Below are 20,184 nucleotides of genomic sequence, written 5' to 3'. Positions count from 1 at the left end.
AGTCCCGGAGTTTTTCAGCAATATGTGATTTATATACAAGGAAAATCTAGTATAATGAAAAGTAATATAAAATGGGAGTGTCTTATATGGTTGAGACTTACGATACAGATCTGAAAGCGAAATATTTGGACCTGCTTTCCAAAAAATACGATAATGAAGAAAAAGTGGCCACTGAAATCATGAACCTTGAATCCATACTCCACCTGCCCAAGGGCACTGAACATTTCGTCAGCGACCTGCATGGTGAGTACCAGGCTTTTCAGCATGTGCTGAGGAGCGGGTCCGGAAATGTCAGGCAGAAGATCGCCGCACTGTTCGAAGATTCACTGACGGAGGAGGAGATCAGCAGCTTTGCGGCATTGATCTATTACCCGGAAGAAAAGCTGCAGCTGATCAAAAATGAGTTCGAGGCAAAGGAAGACCTGGATGAGTGGTATATCGCAACCATCCACAGGATGATCGATCTGGTTGCATTTTCATCCACTAAATATACACGTTCCAAATTGAGGAAAGCGCTGCCGGAGCAGTTCGTCTTCATCATTGAAGAGCTGCTTTACAAAACGGATGAGGATGCCAACAAGAAGACGTATTATGAGAAGCTGGTCGGACAGATCATCTCGCTCGGGCAGGCGGATAAACTGATTGTAGGCCTGTCCTATTCCATCCAGCGCCTGATCGTCAACCACCTCCATGTCGTCGGTGATATTTACGACCGGGGGCCTGAGCCGGATAAGATCATGGATACTCTGATCGACTACCATTCCCTTGACATCCAGTGGGGGAACCATGATGTCCTGTGGATCGGCGCCTACGCGGGTTCCAAAGTATGCCTTGCGAATATTTTGAGGATCTGTGCGAGGTATGACAATCTGAATATCATTGAAGACGCCTATGGCATCAACCTGAGGCCGCTCGTGAACCTCGCAGAAAAATATTACGATGATAATCCGGCTTTCCACCCTAAAGTGACTTCCGGCGAAGAACTGACGGGGATTGAAAAGCTCCAGATCACGAAGATCCACCAGGCGATCGCCATCATACAGTTCAAACTTGAAGCGCCGATCATCAAGCGCCGTCCATTCTTCGAGATGGAAGAACGTCTTGTTCTTGAGAAAGTCGACTATGATGACAATGAACTGACGGTCTACGGCAATACTTACAAACTGGAAAACACATGCTTCCAGACGGTGGACCGGAATGATCCGACTAGGCTCCTTCCGGAGGAGGAGGAAGTCATCAATAAACTGCTCCTTTCAATCCAGCAGTCCGAAAAGCTGAAAAGGCATATGAACTTCCTGATGAAAAAGGGCAGCCTCTATTTGAAATATAATGGCAACCTGCTGATCCACGGCTGTATCCCGGTGAATGAAAATGGTGATATGGAATCGATGGAAATCGATGGGGAGTCTTTCAAGGGGCGGGAGTTGCTCGACAAGTTTGAAAATTACCTGCGCCAGTCCTTTGCATACAAAGAAAGTACCGATGATCTCGCCACCGACCTGGTATGGTATCTGTGGACGGGGAAGTATTCATCTTTATTCGGCAAACGTGCCATGACGACCTTTGAAAGATACTTCATAACAGATAAAGCCTCCCATAAAGAAGAGAAGAACCCTTACTACCACCTGAGGGAAGATGTCGACATGTGCCGCAAGATGCTCGAGGAATTCGACCTCGATCCGGAGCAGGGGAGGATCATCAACGGCCATACGCCGGTGAAGGAAATCGACGGTGAAGACCCAATCAAAGCGAACGGCAAGATGCTCGTCATCGATGGCGGTTTTTCAAAAGCGTATCAAAAGACGACCGGCATCGCCGGCTATACATTACTATATAACTCCTACGGTATGCAGCTGGTGGCACATCAGCACTTCAATTCGAAGGAAAAGGTGCTGAGGGACGGGGCTGATGCACTCTCTGTCAGGAGGGTCGTGGATGAAGAACTTGAGAGGAAGAAAGTCCGCGATACCAATATCGGTGTGAAATTGAAAGAAGAGATCAAATCACTCAAGGAACTGCTGGCGTACCGATATATAAACTGACTCGTAACGGAGGTGTATTCATGAAAGTTGTCACAGGCGAAGAAATGAAAGCCGTCGATCGATACGCAATCGAAAAAATTGGCATCGACGGCCGGATACTGATGGAAAATGCAGGGCGTGTCGCCGCAAAGAACATTATGAAAAACTTCGGGAGGCAAAAGGTTTGCGTCCTCATCGGCAGCGGCAATAACGGCGGGGACGGTTTTGTCATCGCCAAGGTGCTGCAGGAAAATGATTACGATGTGAGCGTATGCGTTATTCCTGAAAGAGATGAAATCAAGGGCGATGCAGAGTACCATATGAACATTTACCTTAACTCAGGTTTCAGTTTCACACAATATGATCAGGACGTGGCAGAAAGTGCGGACATCATCGTCGATACGATGCTCGGTACCGGCATCAAAGGAGAAATCAGGTCACCCTATAAAGAAATTTTCGGGGAATTGGACAAAATGGATAACACAATTATATCTGTAGACCTTCCCAGTGGTGTCCCGGCAGATGAATCCCCGGTACCGGAACATGCGTTGCAGGCCGATTATACACTGATCATCGGCCTGCCAAAGTTAAGCTATTATACTTACCCGGCACGCAAGTATTACGGGGAGGCAAAAGTGATTCATATAGGCTTACCGAAGAAAGCGATCGATGAAACCGTACAGTCGAACATAATGCTTTGGTCGCACGAAGACACAAAAAATCACTGGCCGGCAAGAGTTGATGACTCCCATAAAGGCTCCCACGGGAAAGTCGGCATCATTGCTGGCAGTGCCGGTATGCCGGGCGCAGCAGTGCTCACGACCTCCGCAGCAGTGAGAAGCGGGGCAGGCCTGACCCAATTGAATACGCATGGAAATATTTTTGGATCTGTAGTGAATCATGTTCCGGAAGCCACACTTTTCGACCGTAAAGATGACCTTGAATCCTTCATCGAAGGCAAAGATGTCATCGCCATCGGCCCGGGCCTCGGTGTGAACGGCGAGACGTCACGCACCGTGGAATACCTGGTCAATGAATATGAAGGCACGCTCGTCATCGACGCCGACGGCCTTACGAGGCTGGAACAGTTAAAGATGCAAATCAAAAAGAGACAAGCGCCTGTCGTCATTTCGCCCCATCCGGGGGAGATGGCGCGTTTGATTGATTCCTCCTCGGGGGAAGTGAATAAAAACAGGTTCCGCATTTCCCGGGAAATAGCAATGGAATACGGGATGCATGTAGTATTGAAAGGCCCGAACACACTGGTCGCCACGCCTGAGGGGGAAATCTTCATCAACGATACAGGCAACGCCGGCCTGGCCAAAGGAGGAAGCGGTGATGTACTCACCGGAATGATTGCCGCCTTCCTCGGCCGTTATGATCAACCTCAGCAGGCGATATCCAGTGCGGTGTACATGCACGGCTTTACAGCTGATTATATATCGGAAGCGGGCATCGGCGTCGAAACCATCACAGCATCCGATCTCATAGACAACCTCAGGCATACCTTCCATTTAATTCGAAATTAGGTTTCGATTTGATTTTTGGTTTTCCCTGCCTCAAATCGATTTCCATAACGATTTCCGATTTATACAGGCTTTTAATACTCTACAAATCGATTTTCGAGCCTAAATTCGATTTGAACCGGGAGATTAGGCCCCGCAAATCGATTCCCGTGCCTGAATTCGATTTGAAGGCTTGTTTAATCGGAAACAAATCGGATGATTATAAAAAACTCTGCACAGTTAACTCGACTGTACAGAGTTTTCTTTATTTGCTCCATTCCAGATTACTGATCTTTAAGAATAAATGCCCGATTGCTTCATCATCAGCTGCATCTGCATAATCTTCGAGCATTGCCGCATTCACATGATGGTCGGTGACTGCTCCGAATTCATCCTGTATCTTTTTTGCCTCTTTACTGATCGCCTTGTGATCAAGCTCTGTCAGTTTACCGAGGTATCTGGCACCGAACCTCAACTTCTTGGCATCTTTCCGCACTTCATGCACATGCTCATAATCTTTCAGCTCGATCACATCATAGGCTGCAATCAGCTTTTGATATTTCTTTTCCATTCTTACATGGAGGAAGGCAGCCATATCCGCTGCAGCCCTGTAGTCCTGTTTGAATTCCAGTTTTTCAATCCTTGAGATGACGTCCTCAACCTTACTTTCAGAGTTTTCCTTTTCCATGTCCTCCAGTGACTGCTTCATCTTCTTAAGACGCTCATCATTCAAATAAAAGAACATCTCCTGAAAATGATCACTCATATCCGGATGACGTTTCGCCGTTGCGTCACACAGACCGATCAGTACATCAATTTCCCTGAGATCACTGAGCATCAAAGCAATGGTTTTCAGCTCCTGGTTCAATTTTTCGTAGTCTTCTTTATACATGGTTTTTTTAAGGAGATTCATAATTCCTCTGAGCTTACGGCAATCCACTCTCAGCTTATGCACGGTTTTTTCCTGGAAAGGGTTGTTGATAAAATCTTTGTATGACTGTCCGACTTTACCCGCACGTTTGGCTAAAATGATTTTAACATCAGTCATTTTCCTCATCCCTCATCAGTTGATACTTATTGAACCATTCCCGTTTACACTTATATACCAACGTTTTATGGGCATTACTCCGCAAGTTTTAAAATTCCTTGAAACACAATAGCGTCAGGATTCACAAGCTCATAACACTATGCGTTATAAAATATCTATTCCCCGTATTCTCAACTCGTCATTCACGATACCAATTCATTGCAGCACGTTCCGTCCTTTGATGAAATCATCTTTACCATCCATATACCCGTCGATATCATGTGGAAACTGTTCGGCAAGGGCTTCTTTCAACTTCCCATACTGTTCACGTGCTTCTTCATGAGATTCCAAATAATCCCTGAAAGCCAGGTACCATAAAATAAAGCCACTGCTCATCATAATCCGTCACCCTGATATTCCTCATCATTTTTCACCCCGTCATTTTCCATCGCTGATATAACGCTTCAAATGTTTTCCTGTCAACGATTCCTCCACTTGGAAGATACTTTTCGGCGGACCGCTGTACAACACCTGTCCACCGGCTTTCCCGGCACCCGGTCCGATGTCGATCAGCCAGTCCGCATGTGTCATCATCGTCAGATTGTGCTCCACGATCAGGACAGTATTGCCCGCTTCAATCAGCTGTTCAAAACAGTTCAAAAGGGTCGGTATGTCTCTTTCATGCAGTCCTGTGGTCGGCTCATCGAAGACATAGATCAGCCCGCTGCCGTCACCGCCCAGGTGGGAGCTGAGCTTCAGGCGCTGCATTTCACCGCCGGACAGCGTATCCAGCGACTGGCCGAGCGTCATATACTGCAGACCGGTCTCTGTAAGATGATACAGACGCTCCCTGACCGTCTTGTTCTCTTCGAACAGTTCCACTGCCTCCTCAACGGTGAGGGCCAGTATATCCGCAATGGAATATCCTTCAACTTTCGCTTCAAGCACTTCTTTCCGGTATCTCGTTCCCCCGCACACTTCACAGATTTGACTCATATCCGGCATGAATGCGAGTTCCGTCTTTATGATGCCTTTGCCGCCGCATTCAGGGCATGCACCTTCCGAGTTATAGCTGAACATCCCTTTCCCAAGTCCGGTTTTCCGACTGAAAAAGGTGCGTATATCATCGAAGACATCCATATAGGTCAACAGGTTAGAGCGGTTCGATGCATGGATGCCCTTCTGGTCGATGAAGATGACTTCTTCCTTCGATTTCAAGCCTTCCTTGAGCAGTGTACTCTTGCCGGACCCTGCCACTCCTGTAAATACAGTCATCATCCGTTTGGGTATGTCGACGCTCACATGATCCAGGTTGTTTTTCGTGATACCTTCAAGATGTAGCCAGTCCTTCAGATCACCTCCCACTTTTTTGAACCCATGTTTTTCAACGAGTGCACGGCCGGTCGCCGTATCGGATTCAAGCAGTTCACCATACGTGCCGGTGAAGGTGATCTCACCGCCGGCTTTCCCCGCACCGGGACCGATGTCGATGATATGATCGGCAATTCTGATCACATCCGGATCATGTTCGACGATCAGTACAGTGTTACCCTTGTCACGTATGGAAATCATGATGTCATTGATCTTGTCGATATCCTCGGGATGCAGCCCCATGCTCGGTTCATCAATGATGTAAACGAGGTCGGTCAGCGGGCTGTTCAAGTGTCTGATCAACTTGATCCTCTGGGACTCACCGCCTGAGAGCGTAGGTGTCTCCCGGTCAAGCGTCAAATAATTCAAGCCGACGTGCTTCAAAGCTTTCAGCTGCTTGAGCAACGGTTCTATGATGTATTGTGCTTTCTCATCTTCCAGTGATTCCAGGAAGGGGATCGCATCTTCAATCGTCAGGGCAGTGAAATCCGCGATATTCAAACCCTCTATTTTGCAGGACAGCACTTTTTCATTCAGCCTCTGCCCATTGCACACCGGACATTTCCTCGAAGTCACGACACGTTCCACATCAGTCAGAAACCGCTTCTTTTCAAAGTTATCGTTCAATAAAAAAGAGCGCCTGAAACGGTGGACCAGCCCTTCAAATTTTGCGGTCCTCGGCCAGTTCTCCGGTGGATCTTTCAATTTCTTCGGCTTGGTGTAGAGGAAGGTCTCCATCTCTTCTTCCGTATAATCACTGAGCTTCTTATCATTATCGAACAACCCGCTGTACAAATAACGTTTCCCCCGCCAGCTGTCAGGACGGAATGACGGGAATCTTATCGCATCCTCGTTCAGCGACCTGTCAAAATCAAGCAGTTCATTCAGGTCGATATCCTCCACATATCCCAGCCCCTGACACCTTTCACACATGCCCCCGGGATTATTGAATGAGAAAATGGTCGAGTATCCGACGAACGGTGTGCCCAGACGTGACCAGAGCAGACGGACGGATGCATATATATCTGAAATCGTACCGACTGTGGAGCGGGAATTGCCTCCGAGCCGCTTCTGGTTGATGACCATGGCCACCGGAAGATTCAAAATCTGATCGACGTCAGGTTTTTCGTACTGGGTCAGCTGATTCTGAACGTAAGTGGAGTAGGTTTCATTCAGCAGCCGCTCGGATTCCGCCGCAACCGTGTTGAACACGAGTGATGACTTGCCCGAACCCGAACGTCCGGTGAACACCGTCAATTTGTGTTTGGGAATATCCACATCAATATCTTTCAAATTGTTTTGATTCGCACCTTTAATATGTATATGATCCATCAGTTTCACCCCATATAATAATTTTATCCATTCTTTATATATTAACATTAAACCAAGAAATCAAACCCGGCTGATGAGGGTATAGGTTTTATGACGCATCAAATCTCCTATAAGGCAGGTGATGGATATGAAATACAGTGACGAGGAAATCAGGGGATATTTCATGAAGCTAGACCGCAGCCGCTTCATCGATGAGCAGAAGACGCTCGCGGCACTCGACCGGCCGCTCCCCATCGGTCACGGCCAGACGATTTCACAACCTTCCCTGGTGCTTTCCATGACATTGAAACTTGAACTGGACTCTGATGATAAAGTCCTTGAAATAGGGACGGGATCCGGCTTCCAGACAGCACTGCTTTCAAGGTTTTCACGTTCGGTTTATACAGTTGAACGTATCAGGGCGCTTCACGAATCATCCAAACAGAGGTTGATGGACCTGGGCTACAAAAACATATACTTTCATTATGGTGACGGACACGAAGGTTGGAAGAAGCATGCGCCATATGACAAGATCATGGTCACCGCTGCAGCCGAAGAAATACCGGAAAATCTTATCAATCAGCTTGCACCCGGCGGTAAAATGGTGATCCCCGTCGGGGGCCTTCCCGGCCAGGAACTGAAATTGGTCGAGAAGGACAAAGAAGGCAACATGAGGGACTCGACATTCGAACATGTGATGTTCGTGAAATTCAAAAAAGATACTGATTGATTGGTGATCTGGGATTGATTGATAACCTGGTAAATGACTTACAATTGAGGGAATCATTTACCAGGTTTCATTTACATACGGTGCTCCAGTATAAAAAGAAAACGCTTTTTTTGACGGAAAACTTATTTTTTTCTGAATATAACTATTATTCTTTTATCGTTCCTTGTATAATGCATTCATTAAATTGAAAAACAAGGAGTTTTATATATGTGGCAAGAACCCATTATAGCAACGGTCGCCATATTTGCCCTGCTTGCTCTCGGTGAATATATTTCTGTCCTGACCCGGGCACGCATTCCGACTTTGATGACTGCGATGCTCGGTTTCCTCATCTTTACATGGGTCGGGGTGTTCCCTGAAAACATTCTGGAATTATCCACACTCCCTGCCCTCGGTGCGATATTAATCGGTCCACTGATCGTACATATGGGGACACTCATGCGTTTCGATATACTTAAATCACAATGGAAAGCCGTCGTGATCGCCTTGTCGGGACTCCTCGGCGCGTTGACTTTGGTGCTGGTACTGGTCACTTTGATGTTCGACTTCACAACGGCTGCAAGTGGCGTGGGCCCGCTGTCCGGCGGGGTCGTGGCGCTCCTGATCACGAATGAAAGACTGACCGAACTGGGGCTCAGTTCTTTGGTGGTCGTCCCTGTGCTCGTTTATGCGTTCCAGGGTATCGTCGGCATGCCGATCTCCACCTTCTTCATGAAGCGATACGGCCATTTATTCATGACCGGACAGGTGAATGTCAAAGACACGGCCAAAGTGTCCCTGGAGGAAGCGCCTGTAAAATACAAATTCATGGAGAACAGCATCTTAAAGCTGTTTTTCGTCTTCCTTCTGGCTGCGGTCGGTGTGTTCCTGGGTGATGTCACCGGCATACATTTCACGATATTCTGTCTGATCCTCGGTATACTGGCCCTGAATATGGGCTTCTTTCCGAAAAGTGTGCTTGTATCAGCAAACTCATTCAGCTTCATGATGGTGGCGCTGATTTTCGTCATCATCGGTACGATGGCTGATGTCACACCGCAGGACGTCATCAGCAATATTCCGAGCGTCCTCGCCATACTCGCCATCGGTACATTCGGAATACTTGCCGGCGGTTACATCGCTTCAAAACTTGTCGGGTGGCATCCTTATAAAGGCATGCCTGTGGCATTGACAGCCCTGCTCGGTTTCCCGGCGGACTATATCATCTGTGAGGAAGTGGCCCGCAGTGCGACCAACAATCCTGCAGATGAGGATAAATTGTTCCAGGAGCTGGTGACACCGATGCTGATCGGAGGTTTTGTCACAGTCACCGTAGCTTCTATTTTCGTAGCGAGCATCATCATGAACATGATTTAATATAACTGGGAGGAATTGACATGAGTCAACTTTTAATTAAAAACATCAATCTGATCGACGGTACAGGTTCGGATAATATCATCAACACGGACGTGTTGATAGAAGACGGCAGGTTCAAATCATTGGATGCTTCCGATGCCGGTGATGCAGAGGTGATTGAAGGCGGCGGACGCTACATGCTGCCGGGTATGATCGATGCACACGTCCATATGATGATGGAGCTGAAGCCTCTTGAACAGCGTCTCACCACACCGTTTTCCTATAATTTCTATGAAGCGGCGAAGTATCTGAACACCGTCCTGAATGCCGGGGTGACGACGGTACGTGATGCGCTCGGCAGTGATCTTGGGCTGAAGAAGGCCATTGAGGACGGTCTGGTGGATGGCCCGAGGATGCAGATCAGTGTCAATGCCCTGACCATCACAGGCGGGCATGGCGACGGATACAACTATTCAGGCGTGGTGGCGGATCTGCTGCAGCCTCATCCCGGCATGCCCTCCGGTGTTTGTGACGGGGTGGAGGAAGTGAGGAAGAAAACACGCGAAATGCTGCGGGCCGGTGCGGATGTCATTAAAGTCCACGCGACAGGCGGGGTGTCCAGCCCGACGGATCATCCGAAATTCACACAATTTTCCCTCGAAGAATTGAAGGTGATTGTTGAAGAAGCACAGTTCAGGAATGGTGTGAAAGTGATGGCCCATGCCCAGGGCCTGGAAGGTATCAGACAATGTGTGGAGGCGGGCATCCACTCGATAGAACACGGCATTTATCTGGATGACGAAATATGCGGGAGGATGAAGGATGAGGGCACTTATCTTGTCCCGACACTCCTTGCGCCGGTCTCTGTGCTGGAGTTCGCCGATGAGCTCGGCATGGCGCAGACCTCCATCGATAAATCAAAGGAAGTCATTGAAATTCATAGGGAAAGCTTTACAAGGGCCTACAAAGCAGGTGTGAAAATCGCGATGGGCACCGATGCGGGCGTCTTCAAACACGGGACCAATCTCCGTGAACTCGAACTCATGGTCGAATGCGGCATGACACCGATGGATGCAATCGTCGCCTCCACCCAAACTGCTGCCGAATGCATGGGCTACACAGATCTTGGACTGATCAAGGAAGATTATGTCGCGGACTTCATCCTGACTGAAGAGAATCCGCTTGACGATATCGGTATACTGAAAAACAATGATGCAATCAAAGTCGTTGCCAAAGACGGCAAAGTATTCAAAAACACAATATAAATTAACTCCCTCATCCTGTTTGTAATTTTATTACAAACAGGCTTTTTTATATCCTCCGCTTAACGCTATGGAAAAGTTATTAACCTTGGAAACCGGGTATTAGTTTCTATGAAATGGAAATCATAAAAATTATAAACTTGAAACTCAATTTTATCCGGAGGTATGTAGAATGGAAGATATCATGTCTTATTTCATAAAATTGACCGCAGGGCTGATTGGTGTGATGATCATCCTCAGGTTGCTTGGACCGAAGGAACTGGCCCAGATCACACCGCTCGACTTTGTATATGCCTTGATTTTAGGCAGCATTGTCGAAGAATCCCTCTATGAAACGGATACCCCTTTTTACCATATGCTGATGATGCTGGGCTATTGGGCACTGCTTATTTATGTGATTGAAAGGTTCGCCATGAAGAATGAACGTTTCAGGAGACTGACCAAAGGGAGTGCTCAAATGCTGATCAACGACGGGAAAATCGACAAGAAAGTACTGGACAGGAATAATATGGACGTAGATGAGGTCAGGGAGCTGCTCAGGATGAAGGGCGTATTCTCACTGCGTGAGGTGAAGCACGCGATCATGGAAACGAGCGGCCTGCTCTCCATCATCAGATATGCTGATGAAGAACCGCCGAACCGCAGCCAGGTGATGACGGACTACAGGGAAAATTCGATTTCATATCTGTTCATAGACGGCGGGGAGATCGAGTACACGGCACTCAAGGCTGCAGGATTCGACGAGGACTGGCTGAAGCGTAATATCGAAGAAGATGCCGGAGCCAGTATCAAGGACATCTTCATAGCAGAGTGGAATGAGACTGAAGGGTTTTATATCCAGACAAAATGACGGGGGAACCTGTTTTTGTATTTTTTGCCCGTCAGGCCGCCCGATGTCTTAACATCGCCGTCATTTGAGTTATGATAGAGGTAACCAACATTTCGGGAGGACAGTTCAATGGAATGGATTGATAACAAGTTCAAGAATGCCGGGGATGCTGAAAGGTTTACAGGGGACTTTTCCCGGGCGGATATTCAAAATGCCTATGATTTTCACACATCCATGCCCCAATATGAAAGCACCCACCTGCATGAATTGCGGGGACGTGCACAGTCACTCGGGCTCGGTGCCTTATACATCAAGGATGAATCGACCAGGTTCGGCTTGAACGCCTTCAAAGGTCTCGGCGCTGCCTATGCCATGGCACGGCACTTCGCCGGGAGGTTGAATCAGGATGTCGGAGGCATGTCTTTCAACAGCCTGACCGCCGCCCTGGAGGGCCATCCGTTTGAAACCTTTGTGACCGCAACGGAGGGCAACCATGGGAAAGGTGTCGCGTGGGGCGCGAAGATCTTCGGACAACAGGGCAAGGTGTTCCTGCCGAAAGGCGCTGCCGGGGCGCGGGTACAGGCCGTCACTGATCTCGGCGCTGATGCTGAGGTCACGGAGATGAATTACGATGATACCGTGCAGTATGCTGCTGAACAGGCAAAGCGTAATGGCTGGATCCTGATGCAGGACACTGCGTGGGAAGGTTACATGGAAATACCCCTCAACATAATGCAGGGGTACACCACCATCATTTCCGAGGTCCATGAGCAGCTTGGCCGAAGCTCATCGGCTGAAATCTCACATGTAGTGCTTCAGGCCGGGGTTGGATCGTTCGCCGGCGCAATGGCGGCTGCACTTTACCGGATGACTGATGGGAATCCCCCGAAAATCATCATAATCGAACCTGAGGCGGCCGATCCGATTTTCCGTTCAGCTGACAGTATGTCCGGTCAACCGATCAGGGTGCACGGCGAAATGGAGACGGTGATGGCAGGACTGTCCTGCGGGGCGCCGAGTCCGATCGGATGGAATATACTGAAATCGACGGCCGATCACTTCGTTTCCTGCGATGATTCGATCAGTGACAAAGGGATGAGGATGTATGGCAGACCATACGGGGAAGATCCATCCATCATTTCAGGCGCCTCGGGTGCAGTGCCCCTCGGCTTCCTCGCCGAAGTGATGACAAGTGACAAGCATTCGGAACTGAAAAAACAGATGGCGCTGGATGAATCCTCAAAAGTGCTGCTGTTCAATACCGAAGGCAATACTGACCCAGGTAACCGGATAAGGGTGATGAAAGAGTGAAGGGGGAGGACCAATGATCATATTCACCGGCTTTACAATATGGATCATCATCACGCTCATATGCGGTGCTTTGATATTCAAATATAAAAAGCTCATAGATGATGCCGGGGGCGATGAAGTGCATGCGGTAAGCATCATCATTCCTGCAAGGAACGAAGCGGGCAACCTGCCGGTCTTATTGCAGAGCATCCGGACGCAGAAGGGTGTCGATGCAGATGTCATCGTCGCTGATGACGGCTCCACGGATCAGACTGCAGAAATTGCCGGTCACTTCGGTGCAGACGTCATTTCCGTTCCCGAAACGGAATTGCCCGGGAAATACTTCGCATGTTTCACAGGCAGCAGGCATGCGGGCCACCCCCTCATGCTCTTCCTTGATGCAGACACTCATTTCACGGATGATCATTCAGTGTCGAGGCTGTGCGCTCAATACACGCGCGACGGCGGGAGAGGTGCCTTGTCGGTTCAGCCCTTCCATCATACGGGGAAAAGTCATGAAACCTTATCTGCGGTCTTCAATCTCATGACGGTCGCCGGCATCAATATCTTTTCAGTCTTCAAAAATAAATACCAGTCAGGCACGCTTTTTGGTCCTGTGATACTGACCAATAAAAAAGATTATGAGCAAGCAGGAGGCCACATGGCAGCGGCAGGATACATCATCGAAGGTGAAGGATTGTATCGGGCCTATACCGCCGGGGACATGCCTGTGTCCCACTATCTTGGAAAGCGGACCGTACATTTCAGGATGTACAGTGAAGGCTTTCAATCAATGGTGGACGGATGGAAGAAGCATATTTCGATCGGCTCTGAAAACACTGCCGGGCCGGTGATGGCCGCCATCATGATATGGCTGTCTGCCGGACTGATATACCCGATATTCCTGCTGTATACATTGATATATGAAGTGTTCCTGCTGCCTGCAGTGGTTTCGGCATATCTGATCAGCAGCTTCCAGTTTCACCGCCTGTGCCGGCCATTGATTGATCTATCGGGATTCGGGAGTTTATTCTTCCCGGTGTACCAATACTTTTTCTTCTTCGTCTATGCATTATCGCTGTATCAGATCCGGATAAGGAAGACCGTGAAATGGAAGGACAGGGAGATGAAACACGAGAAATAAGTATTATCATCTTTCTGTCACTTTGATGATGTCATGAAAGTGGCGCATCTGCTATAATGATATGGCAGTTTGTATTGGTTCCACCCCACAGGTTCGCAAACTCCCTGTATAAAAAACTAAGGAGAATGATGACTATCAAAAATAAGATGTTGGTCTATAATGCGGTGCTTGCAGCCGTTTACGTCGCACTCACGGTGATCAACCCCATCGGTACGATGGCGATACAGCTCAGGGTGAGCGAAATGCTCGCTGTAATACCATTTTTCAACCGTCAATTCATACCCGGCATGATTTTGGGTCTGGCCATAGCGAATTTCTTTTCACCGCTCGGTCTGATTGATGTCGCCACAGGGGTCGGTATCGCAGCAATCGCATACACCATCAGCTATTTCATCAGAAACGTATGGATTAATGCCATTCAGTACAGTGTGCTGTGCGGCATCTTCGTCGGACTGATGCTGCTTATGGTGCTCGGTGTGCCGTTCTGGTTCAGCTTCGTCACCATCACCATTTCAACGCTGATCATGACTTTGCTTGGAACGTTCCTGTTTTCGAAGATCGGCGGCAGAGTGCTGCCCGGCTTAAAATAAAGATATTTCCCGGGTGATGATTACAATACATCACATCATTCATATATGAATGATGTGATTGAAAGTACATGATGATCGAGAGTGATCAAGATGAACGAAAAAGAATTAGAGGGCCATGCGAAAGCATTCCTGCGTGATAACTTCAACTTAAGTCTGGATATTCCCGTGCGGATATCCAGACGCATGAAATCAAAACTTGGTGTATTCACCGTCAAATATTACGGCGGGACAGTCACCGGCAGTGAAATCGTCATATCGGAAAGTTTCATCCTGAATAACGACAGGACGGCTGTACTCGATGTGCTGCATCATGAGTGTGTGCATTATGCCCTGTACAGGACAGGGCAGCCCTACAGGGACACCGATGTGACATTCGTCCGGACATTGGAGAAACTCAGCATTTCCAGGACCCGGAGCTACAAATACAGAGGTGAGGCTTTTCTCTATGAATGCAGGAAGTGCAGATACCGCTTCAGCAAAAATATGAAAGGCTATGAGAAACGGTACAGATGCCAAAGATGCCGCGGGAAATTTTTATACATCGGCATTGTGCACCATCAATAACTTTAAATGGGGGCCTTATCATGAATCATTTCTGCAAGATCTGCCGCTCGGAAGCCATCCTCCCCTATGGTTTGTCGGGGGAGGAAACGTTCCATTACTGCCCGGATTGTGAGTATATTTCAAGGAACATCAACCAGAGGCTCTCGCGCTCCGCTGAAAAGGAAACTTATGACTTACATGAGAATTCGATAGAAGATCCGCGCTACGTCGATTATTTTTATAAATTTTTGAATGCGGCCGTCTTTCCCTATGTGCCGGCCGGAAAGGATGGACTGGATTTCGGGAGCGGCCCTTCCCCCGTCCTTGCACAGCTCCTGGAACGCGCCCGTTACCGGATGGATATATACGATGAATTTTATGCTTCCGAAAAAATATACGAACATAAAAAGTATGATCTCATCACTGTGACCGAAGTGGTGGAGCACCTCGCGGATCCGGTCCCTTACTTCAAACTATTCGCTGCACACCTGAGGGCAGATGGCATACTGGCAGTCATGACCCAGTTCCACAAAAATGACCCGGTGCACTTCCACAAATGGCATTACATGCGGGATCCGACCCATATCTCATTTTATACGCCGAAAACGCTTGAGCATATTGCATGGACTGCCGGTTTGAAAATCATTTATACAGATCATTTGAGGTATACGACATTCAAACTGAACGATCAATGAAGCGCAGGGACTGATCTCCCTGCGCTTCATTTGTATTACGCTTTTTTACGCGAGGCTTCCCTCAGGTCATAATAATACTGCACGCTTGTCATGGCGCCTTCATCCACCATATTCGAGTCCCTTAAATCCTCAGGTCTCCCGAGATTTTTGACGTACGGGTCATTCGTCCACTTTCCGACCTGGCTGACTGCCATCTCCATCCCCTTATCGATGCCCTGCTTCACTTTCTCGGTATTGGCACTCACATAAAGGGCACCTGCCGTGACACCCGCTGCCGTAATCAATTTCGTTTTTTTGCCCATCAGATGTCCACCTCCTTTCCATAATGGATTTTTCTGTACATCCCGTGCTTATCTTCATTATCTCATGAATGATACCATTTTCAAAAAATTCAGTATCATCATATCCATTCATTTGAAAGCGATTTCTTTATTTTATGATTAATTGTTTTATATTCGTGGTAGAGAGGGGAAAAAGCGGCATAAGAATTCTTTTTACATCTGATAAATCTTTAGGAGTGATCTTATCAACAACAAACATTATGATGTGGTGATCATCGGTGCAGGAGCAATGGGAATGTCGTCAGGGTATTATTTATCCAAAAAAGGGTTAAAAGTATTGATGATCGATGCAAACGATCCACCTCATGACCACGGGAGCCACGGCGGTGACACGCGGCTGATCAGGCATGCAGTGGGGGAAGGCCTGCACTATGTTCCGCTCGCCCTGCGTGCACAGGAAATGTGGAATGAACTTCAGGCCCATTCCGATGATGAAATCTTCAGGGAGATCGGTATCCTCAACTTTGGATATAAAGGTTCAAAATTTCTTGAAAACACCCTGGAAGGGGCAAAGGCCTTCGACCTGGATATTGAAACGCTGACAAAAGAAGAGATTCGGAAGCGATGGCCGGGCCTCCACGGCGAAGATCTCGAAATCGGATATTACGAAGATGACGGCGGTGTCATCATGGGTGAGAATGCCATCCTGACCTACCGCAGGCTCGCACTTGAAAATGGTGCCGAATTATTGATCGACACCCCTGTAAAAAGTCTTCATCCCGGTGAAGATAAGGTGACCGTTCAAACAGAGCATGACACTTTCACTGGAGATAAGGTCATTTTATCTGCGGGCGCGTGGACAGGGAAGTTTTTGAAAGCGCTCGGCCTGGATATAAAACTGCAGCCCTCGAGGCGTACCATCGCCTGGTTCAAGGCGGATGAAGACTTGTACAGCTCCGAGAATTTCCCCGGATTCATCGGGCGTGCCAGACATGGCTCATACTATGGTTTCGCAAGTATAGACGGTACCGGCGTCAAAGTCGGCAGGTACAATGGAAACGCAGAAGATGATGATGCACCCGAAAATATGAACAGGCAGTTCGGCGACTATGAAAAAGATGAAGGCGACGTCCGGACCTACCTTGATGATCACATGGAGGGGGCCAACGGCAAACTCAACAAAGGTGTCACCTGCATATTCACCAACACCCCCGATGAAGACTTCATCATAGATCAGCACCCGAAATACGGTAACATCTATATCGCCGGCGGATTCTCCGGTCACGGCTTCAAGTATGTTCCGGTGATCGGGGAGATTTTCACCCAGCTCATCACTGAAGGCAGTACCGAACATGATATATCGGAATTCTCCATTACGAGAGATGCACTGTATGATTAAAGACCTGGGGATTCAATTCAATTTCTTCCGTGCTACAATGAAGGAAATACAGAATTCATTTCTGAAAGGGAGAATGGTCAATGCATTTCTTAAAGGATAAAGAGATTCAGGAAGTTTATAAGATCCATCACGCGATTGAAGATGTGAGGCTCGTGCTGAATGATCACCGGAATGATGAATTGGTGGAGGCCAACAGGATCGTGTTGCCTGCCAGTGCCAGCTCCTCCATGCTGTACATGCCGTGCATCAGCACCAAGCAGAAAGTCTCCATCATCAAAACGGTTTCGATTTTCCCGGAAAATGCAGATCTGCCGACGACCCAGGGGAACATCCTTGTATCAAACCTGGAGGACGGCAGGCATATCGCTTCCATGGAAGCCTCCTATTTAACAAGGTTGCGTACTGGAGCGATGACGGCCATCGCAACGGACAAACTCGCAAGGAAAAATTCCACTGTGCTCGGTGTGATCGGCACAGGCAGAATGGCTTTTGAACAGGTTTTGGGCGTACTCGAAGTCCGTGACATAAAAAAGATCATATTGTTCAACCGGACCCGGAGCAAAGCTGAAAAATTCAAGGAGGACCTTGAAGCATTCGGAGTGGAAAGCGGCATTGAGGTCGCCGATGACGTGAACCGGGTGGTTACAGGGAGCGACATCCTGAATTGCGCCACCCAATCCAAAACACCTGTGTTTGACGGTTCGGAGTTGAAAAAAGGGACACATATAAATGGTGTCGGTTCATTCACTCCTGAAATGATCGAGATGGATATGGAAACCATCAGGAGAGCGGAACAGATTTACCTCGATGATATGGACGGCGCCATGGAAGAAGCAGGTGAAATCATCAAAGCGGTCGAAGAAGGCGTCATTTCCTGGGATGATATCAAAGGCACACTGGCCGATATTTTCGACAAGGGCTTCTTAAGGCATTCGGAAGATGAAATCACCTTGTACAAATGCGTGGGCGCCGGTTATTTCGACCTTGCGGTGGCAAATGGCGTAATGAAAATAAAAAACCTGAAATGAAAAAAGAGCGGAAATCCGCTCTTTTTTATACTCTCTTGAATGTTTTCACCTGCTGGACGATGACCATCACCGCTGTGATCAAGAGTGCTGCAGCGACTGCAAGAAGTGTGATGTTGAGACCAGTGGAGACGTCGCCGCTTTCTGCGTAAATGCCGAACAGCGGCCAGATCAATACAAGCGGGTAGACCCAGTCTTTAAAGAATAGTGCGATTGTGATACCGATGAGACCCGCGACAATCAGCACGATGAGGGTCCATGTCAGTTCGTCCATGCCAAGGACCGTATCTATATCATTTCCGGTCGTCCACGTAAAGATATTGACGATCGTCGCCAGTGTCACCCATGCGAAGTATATTGCAAATGGAAATCTGTCGAACCAGCCGTGGTTCGTTTCACTGATCGACGAGTATATCTCTGCCAGAGTATACAGCAACGCAGCAATCACAATAATTGAAGCGAACAGCCATTCCTGTGTGAAAACGAATATCCATAAGCCATTCAATATGAAATTGGCGATCGGCCAGAATTTCAAACGTTCCGTAATGTATGATTTATCCTTCCTGGAAAAGAAAAGGTAAATGATCCATATGAACACCAGGGTGTAGATCAGACCCCATATTGAAAACGCAAATCCTGCAGGTTGGATGAGGGCCTCATTTTCATTGGCCGTGCCGCCGACATCCGAGCCCATCTGTCCTGCAGTATAATTCGTGATGATCATCAGTATGAAGGTGACAAAATATCCGATGACCCATTTTTTGTGTGTGGACATGTCCTCACTCCTTAAAAATTGAGGGAAGTGATTACTCACTTCCCGTTCATATTATTCGGCTTTTGTTCCGGGCGCTATATCATATGATTTTTGGACCGTTTCATGTCTTTCACCCAGATTTTCATCAGTTTTCTTATCCCATAAGGCTGCCCTCATATCTTTGATCATCGAAACCATATCTTCAGGGATGACATTCCTGTAATCCTTCGTCTCCCCAAGGATCACTTTGACGGATGGTTCGATCACTTCTTCCGGATCATACTGCTCCATCGGAAAGGCAAGTTTTTCATAATCATATACAGTGTCTTCAACTTCCACCCAGTTCTTCCATGTTTCGAATTCACGGTCGTTGAATCCTGTCAAATAAGGTCCGGGATTTATCGTTGCGACTTCTACATTGAATTCCTGCAGTTCCTGGCTGAGTGCCTCTGAAAATGCTTCAAGCGCATGCTTGGATCCATTATATGGCCCCGACAACGGTGTGGACGTCAGTCCGGAGATGGAAGATACAAACACGATCCGACCCTTTTTCTTTTCTATCATTTTCCGCGCAAACCCCTGTGTCAAAAGGATCGGGGCGAATGTGTTCACTTCAAATTGATGCCGGAGGTTCGCTTCCGGTATATCGACCAAAGAGCCGCCTTCCTTGACTGCTGCATTGTTGACCAGTACATCGACATCCCATGTCCATGCTTTTTCCCTGTCTTTTTCACTGGTGACGTCCAACTTCTCTATTTTCATGTCAAGTCCACGCTCCCGGATTTCTTTTTCCAAAGCGGAGACCTGCGACATCGCTTCTACACTTGCAATCACCGACTCACCTTTTTCCGCAAGGCTGAATGCAATGCCTTTACCGAAGCCTGTGCCTGCACCTGTTACAAGGATTGTTCCTTCAGTCATTAAAAATTCCTCCTGATTTATCATTCGGTATTGAATCACATATTTCCCATTTACCCTTGTTTGAAGATGAAAAAACAGTCTCCCCCGATTCACACGGCAAGACTGAAGCCTCGACTTCCCGAAAGCAGACGGACTCAGGCACTCCCAGCCG

General features: G+C 47.9%; 19 protein-coding genes and 1 riboswitch. Of the genes, 13 read left to right on the top strand and 6 right to left on the bottom strand.

Translation table 11 applies throughout. From position 1 onward, the window contains the following. Positions 1–110 precede the first annotated feature (110 nt). Both BUA12_RS04965 and BUA12_RS04960 read left to right on the top strand, forming a co-directional pair. On the top strand, positions 111–2,042 hold the full coding sequence (locus tag BUA12_RS04965; protein ID WP_218587332.1) for a fructose-1,6-bisphosphatase: 1,932 nt from the start codon (positions 111–113) through the stop codon (positions 2,040–2,042). A 20-nt stretch (positions 2,043–2,062) separates the two neighbouring features. Then, on the top strand, positions 2,063–3,550 hold the full coding sequence (locus BUA12_RS04960) for a bifunctional ADP-dependent NAD(P)H-hydrate dehydratase/NAD(P)H-hydrate epimerase (protein WP_072709036.1): 1,488 nt from the start codon (positions 2,063–2,065) through the stop codon (positions 3,548–3,550). Positions 3,551–3,791: 241 nt separating this feature from the next. Here BUA12_RS04960 and BUA12_RS04955 read toward each other — a convergent pair whose 3' ends face one another. The 3 genes from BUA12_RS04955 to BUA12_RS04945 all read right to left on the bottom strand — a co-directional run bounded on the left by BUA12_RS04955 (position 3,792) and on the right by BUA12_RS04945 (position 7,256). Further along, a complete protein-coding gene (locus BUA12_RS04955) occupies positions 3,792–4,574 on the bottom strand; it encodes a CHAD domain-containing protein (protein WP_072709034.1) in 783 nt (260 codons plus the stop codon). Positions 4,575–4,769: 195 nt separating this feature from the next. Further along, positions 4,770–4,949: a GrpB family protein gene (locus BUA12_RS04950; RefSeq protein ID WP_245772754.1), complete on the bottom strand. Its 180-nt coding sequence runs from the start codon at positions 4,947–4,949 to the stop codon at positions 4,770–4,772. 42 nt (positions 4,950–4,991) lie between these two features. Further along, positions 4,992–7,256: an ATP-binding cassette domain-containing protein gene (locus tag BUA12_RS04945; RefSeq protein ID WP_072709030.1), complete on the bottom strand. Its 2,265-nt coding sequence runs from the start codon at positions 7,254–7,256 to the stop codon at positions 4,992–4,994. A 121-nt stretch (positions 7,257–7,377) separates the two neighbouring features. Here BUA12_RS04945 and BUA12_RS04940 point away from each other — a divergent pair, with 121 nt between their 5' ends. The 9 genes from BUA12_RS04940 to BUA12_RS04900 all read left to right on the top strand — a co-directional run bounded on the left by BUA12_RS04940 (position 7,378) and on the right by BUA12_RS04900 (position 15,653). After that, positions 7,378–7,965: a protein-L-isoaspartate(D-aspartate) O-methyltransferase gene (locus BUA12_RS04940; protein WP_281248123.1), complete on the top strand. Its 588-nt coding sequence runs from the start codon at positions 7,378–7,380 to the stop codon at positions 7,963–7,965. Between the two features lie 207 nt (positions 7,966–8,172). Next, positions 8,173–9,321 (top strand): hypothetical protein, encoded by a 1,149-nt coding sequence (locus BUA12_RS04935; RefSeq protein WP_072709026.1) that lies wholly within the window; start codon positions 8,173–8,175, stop codon positions 9,319–9,321. A 20-nt stretch (positions 9,322–9,341) separates the two neighbouring features. Next, positions 9,342–10,565 (top strand): metal-dependent hydrolase family protein, encoded by a 1,224-nt coding sequence (locus BUA12_RS04930; protein ID WP_072709024.1) that lies wholly within the window; start codon positions 9,342–9,344, stop codon positions 10,563–10,565. A 169-nt stretch (positions 10,566–10,734) separates the two neighbouring features. Further along, positions 10,735–11,412 (top strand): DUF421 domain-containing protein, encoded by a 678-nt coding sequence (locus BUA12_RS04925; protein WP_084669945.1) that lies wholly within the window; start codon positions 10,735–10,737, stop codon positions 11,410–11,412. Positions 11,413–11,520: 108 nt separating this feature from the next. After that, positions 11,521–12,702, top strand: a complete 1,182-nt coding sequence (locus tag BUA12_RS04920) for a diaminopropionate ammonia-lyase (RefSeq protein ID WP_072709022.1) — start codon at positions 11,521–11,523, stop codon at positions 12,700–12,702. 13 nt (positions 12,703–12,715) lie between these two features. Next, positions 12,716–13,825 (top strand): glycosyltransferase, encoded by a 1,110-nt coding sequence (locus BUA12_RS04915; RefSeq protein ID WP_072709020.1) that lies wholly within the window; start codon positions 12,716–12,718, stop codon positions 13,823–13,825. 82 nt (positions 13,826–13,907) lie between these two features. Further along, a riboswitch (PreQ1 riboswitch) is annotated at positions 13,908–13,951 on the top strand. After that, positions 13,951–14,415, top strand: coding sequence for a QueT transporter family protein (locus BUA12_RS04910; protein ID WP_245772753.1), 465 nt, complete (start codon positions 13,951–13,953; stop codon positions 14,413–14,415). Its footprint overlaps the riboswitch before it by 1 nt. 90 nt (positions 14,416–14,505) lie before the next feature. Then, a complete protein-coding gene (locus BUA12_RS04905) occupies positions 14,506–14,979 on the top strand; it encodes a SprT-like domain-containing protein (protein WP_072709018.1) in 474 nt (157 codons plus the stop codon). A 20-nt stretch (positions 14,980–14,999) separates the two neighbouring features. Beyond that, entirely contained in the window at positions 15,000–15,653 is a 654-nt protein-coding gene (locus BUA12_RS04900) for a class I SAM-dependent methyltransferase (RefSeq protein WP_178138225.1), read from the top strand. 35 nt (positions 15,654–15,688) lie between these two features. Here the strand turns inward: BUA12_RS04900 and BUA12_RS04895 are convergent, their stop codons facing one another. Next, the gene (locus BUA12_RS04895) at positions 15,689–15,955 is read right to left on the bottom strand and encodes a YbyB family protein (protein WP_072709016.1); all 267 of its coding nucleotides are present in this window, start codon (positions 15,953–15,955) and stop codon (positions 15,689–15,691) included. A 205-nt stretch (positions 15,956–16,160) separates the two neighbouring features. Between BUA12_RS04895 and solA the strand changes: the two genes are divergently transcribed. Both solA and BUA12_RS04885 read left to right on the top strand, forming a co-directional pair. After that, positions 16,161–17,333 (top strand): N-methyl-L-tryptophan oxidase, encoded by a 1,173-nt coding sequence (gene solA, locus BUA12_RS04890; RefSeq protein ID WP_331463070.1) that lies wholly within the window; start codon positions 16,161–16,163, stop codon positions 17,331–17,333. 80 nt (positions 17,334–17,413) lie between these two features. Further along, positions 17,414–18,361, top strand: coding sequence for an ornithine cyclodeaminase family protein (locus tag BUA12_RS04885; protein WP_072709012.1), 948 nt, complete (start codon positions 17,414–17,416; stop codon positions 18,359–18,361). A gap of 25 nt (positions 18,362–18,386) precedes the next feature. Here BUA12_RS04885 and BUA12_RS04880 read toward each other — a convergent pair whose 3' ends face one another. Together BUA12_RS04880 and BUA12_RS04875 are read right to left on the bottom strand one after the other, a co-directional pair. Then, positions 18,387–19,133, bottom strand: coding sequence for a TspO/MBR family protein (locus BUA12_RS04880; RefSeq protein WP_072709010.1), 747 nt, complete (start codon positions 19,131–19,133; stop codon positions 18,387–18,389). Between the two features lie 51 nt (positions 19,134–19,184). Beyond that, positions 19,185–20,033 carry an SDR family oxidoreductase gene (locus tag BUA12_RS04875; RefSeq protein WP_072709008.1) on the bottom strand — a complete coding sequence of 283 codons (849 nt, stop codon included), beginning with the start codon at positions 20,031–20,033 and terminating at the stop codon, positions 19,185–19,187. Between the last annotated feature and the right edge of the window lie 151 nt (positions 20,034–20,184).

Origin of the sequence: Lacicoccus alkaliphilus DSM 16010, from assembly GCF_900142805.1 — a bacterium.
In the GTDB taxonomy this organism is placed as follows: domain Bacteria; phylum Bacillota; class Bacilli; order Staphylococcales; family Salinicoccaceae; genus Lacicoccus; species Lacicoccus alkaliphilus.
Note: the sequence above shows the minus strand (reverse complement) of the source record. Positions and strands in the feature narration are given on the sequence as shown.

Coding starts and splice junctions, on each gene's coding strand:
- BUA12_RS04960 (WP_072709036.1), top strand. CDS start 2,063: ATGAAAGTTGTCACAGGCGAAGAAATGAAAGCCGTCGATCGATACGCA.
- BUA12_RS04955 (WP_072709034.1), bottom strand. CDS start 4,574: ATGACTGATGTTAAAATCATTTTAGCCAAACGTGCGGGTAAAGTCGGA.
- BUA12_RS04950 (WP_245772754.1), bottom strand. CDS start 4,949: ATGAGCAGTGGCTTTATTTTATGGTACCTGGCTTTCAGGGATTATTTG.
- BUA12_RS04945 (WP_072709030.1), bottom strand. CDS start 7,256: ATGGATCATATACATATTAAAGGTGCGAATCAAAACAATTTGAAAGAT.
- BUA12_RS04940 (WP_281248123.1), top strand. CDS start 7,378: ATGGATATGAAATACAGTGACGAGGAAATCAGGGGATATTTCATGAAG.
- BUA12_RS04935 (WP_072709026.1), top strand. CDS start 8,173: ATGTGGCAAGAACCCATTATAGCAACGGTCGCCATATTTGCCCTGCTT.
- BUA12_RS04930 (WP_072709024.1), top strand. CDS start 9,342: ATGAGTCAACTTTTAATTAAAAACATCAATCTGATCGACGGTACAGGT.
- BUA12_RS04925 (WP_084669945.1), top strand. CDS start 10,735: ATGGAAGATATCATGTCTTATTTCATAAAATTGACCGCAGGGCTGATT.
- BUA12_RS04920 (WP_072709022.1), top strand. CDS start 11,521: ATGGAATGGATTGATAACAAGTTCAAGAATGCCGGGGATGCTGAAAGG.
- BUA12_RS04915 (WP_072709020.1), top strand. CDS start 12,716: ATGATCATATTCACCGGCTTTACAATATGGATCATCATCACGCTCATA.
- BUA12_RS04910 (WP_245772753.1), top strand. CDS start 13,951: ATGATGACTATCAAAAATAAGATGTTGGTCTATAATGCGGTGCTTGCA.
- BUA12_RS04905 (WP_072709018.1), top strand. CDS start 14,506: ATGAACGAAAAAGAATTAGAGGGCCATGCGAAAGCATTCCTGCGTGAT.
- BUA12_RS04900 (WP_178138225.1), top strand. CDS start 15,000: ATGAATCATTTCTGCAAGATCTGCCGCTCGGAAGCCATCCTCCCCTAT.
- BUA12_RS04895 (WP_072709016.1), bottom strand. CDS start 15,955: ATGGGCAAAAAAACGAAATTGATTACGGCAGCGGGTGTCACGGCAGGT.
- BUA12_RS04885 (WP_072709012.1), top strand. CDS start 17,414: ATGCATTTCTTAAAGGATAAAGAGATTCAGGAAGTTTATAAGATCCAT.
- BUA12_RS04880 (WP_072709010.1), bottom strand. CDS start 19,133: ATGTCCACACACAAAAAATGGGTCATCGGATATTTTGTCACCTTCATA.
- BUA12_RS04875 (WP_072709008.1), bottom strand. CDS start 20,033: ATGACTGAAGGAACAATCCTTGTAACAGGTGCAGGCACAGGCTTCGGT.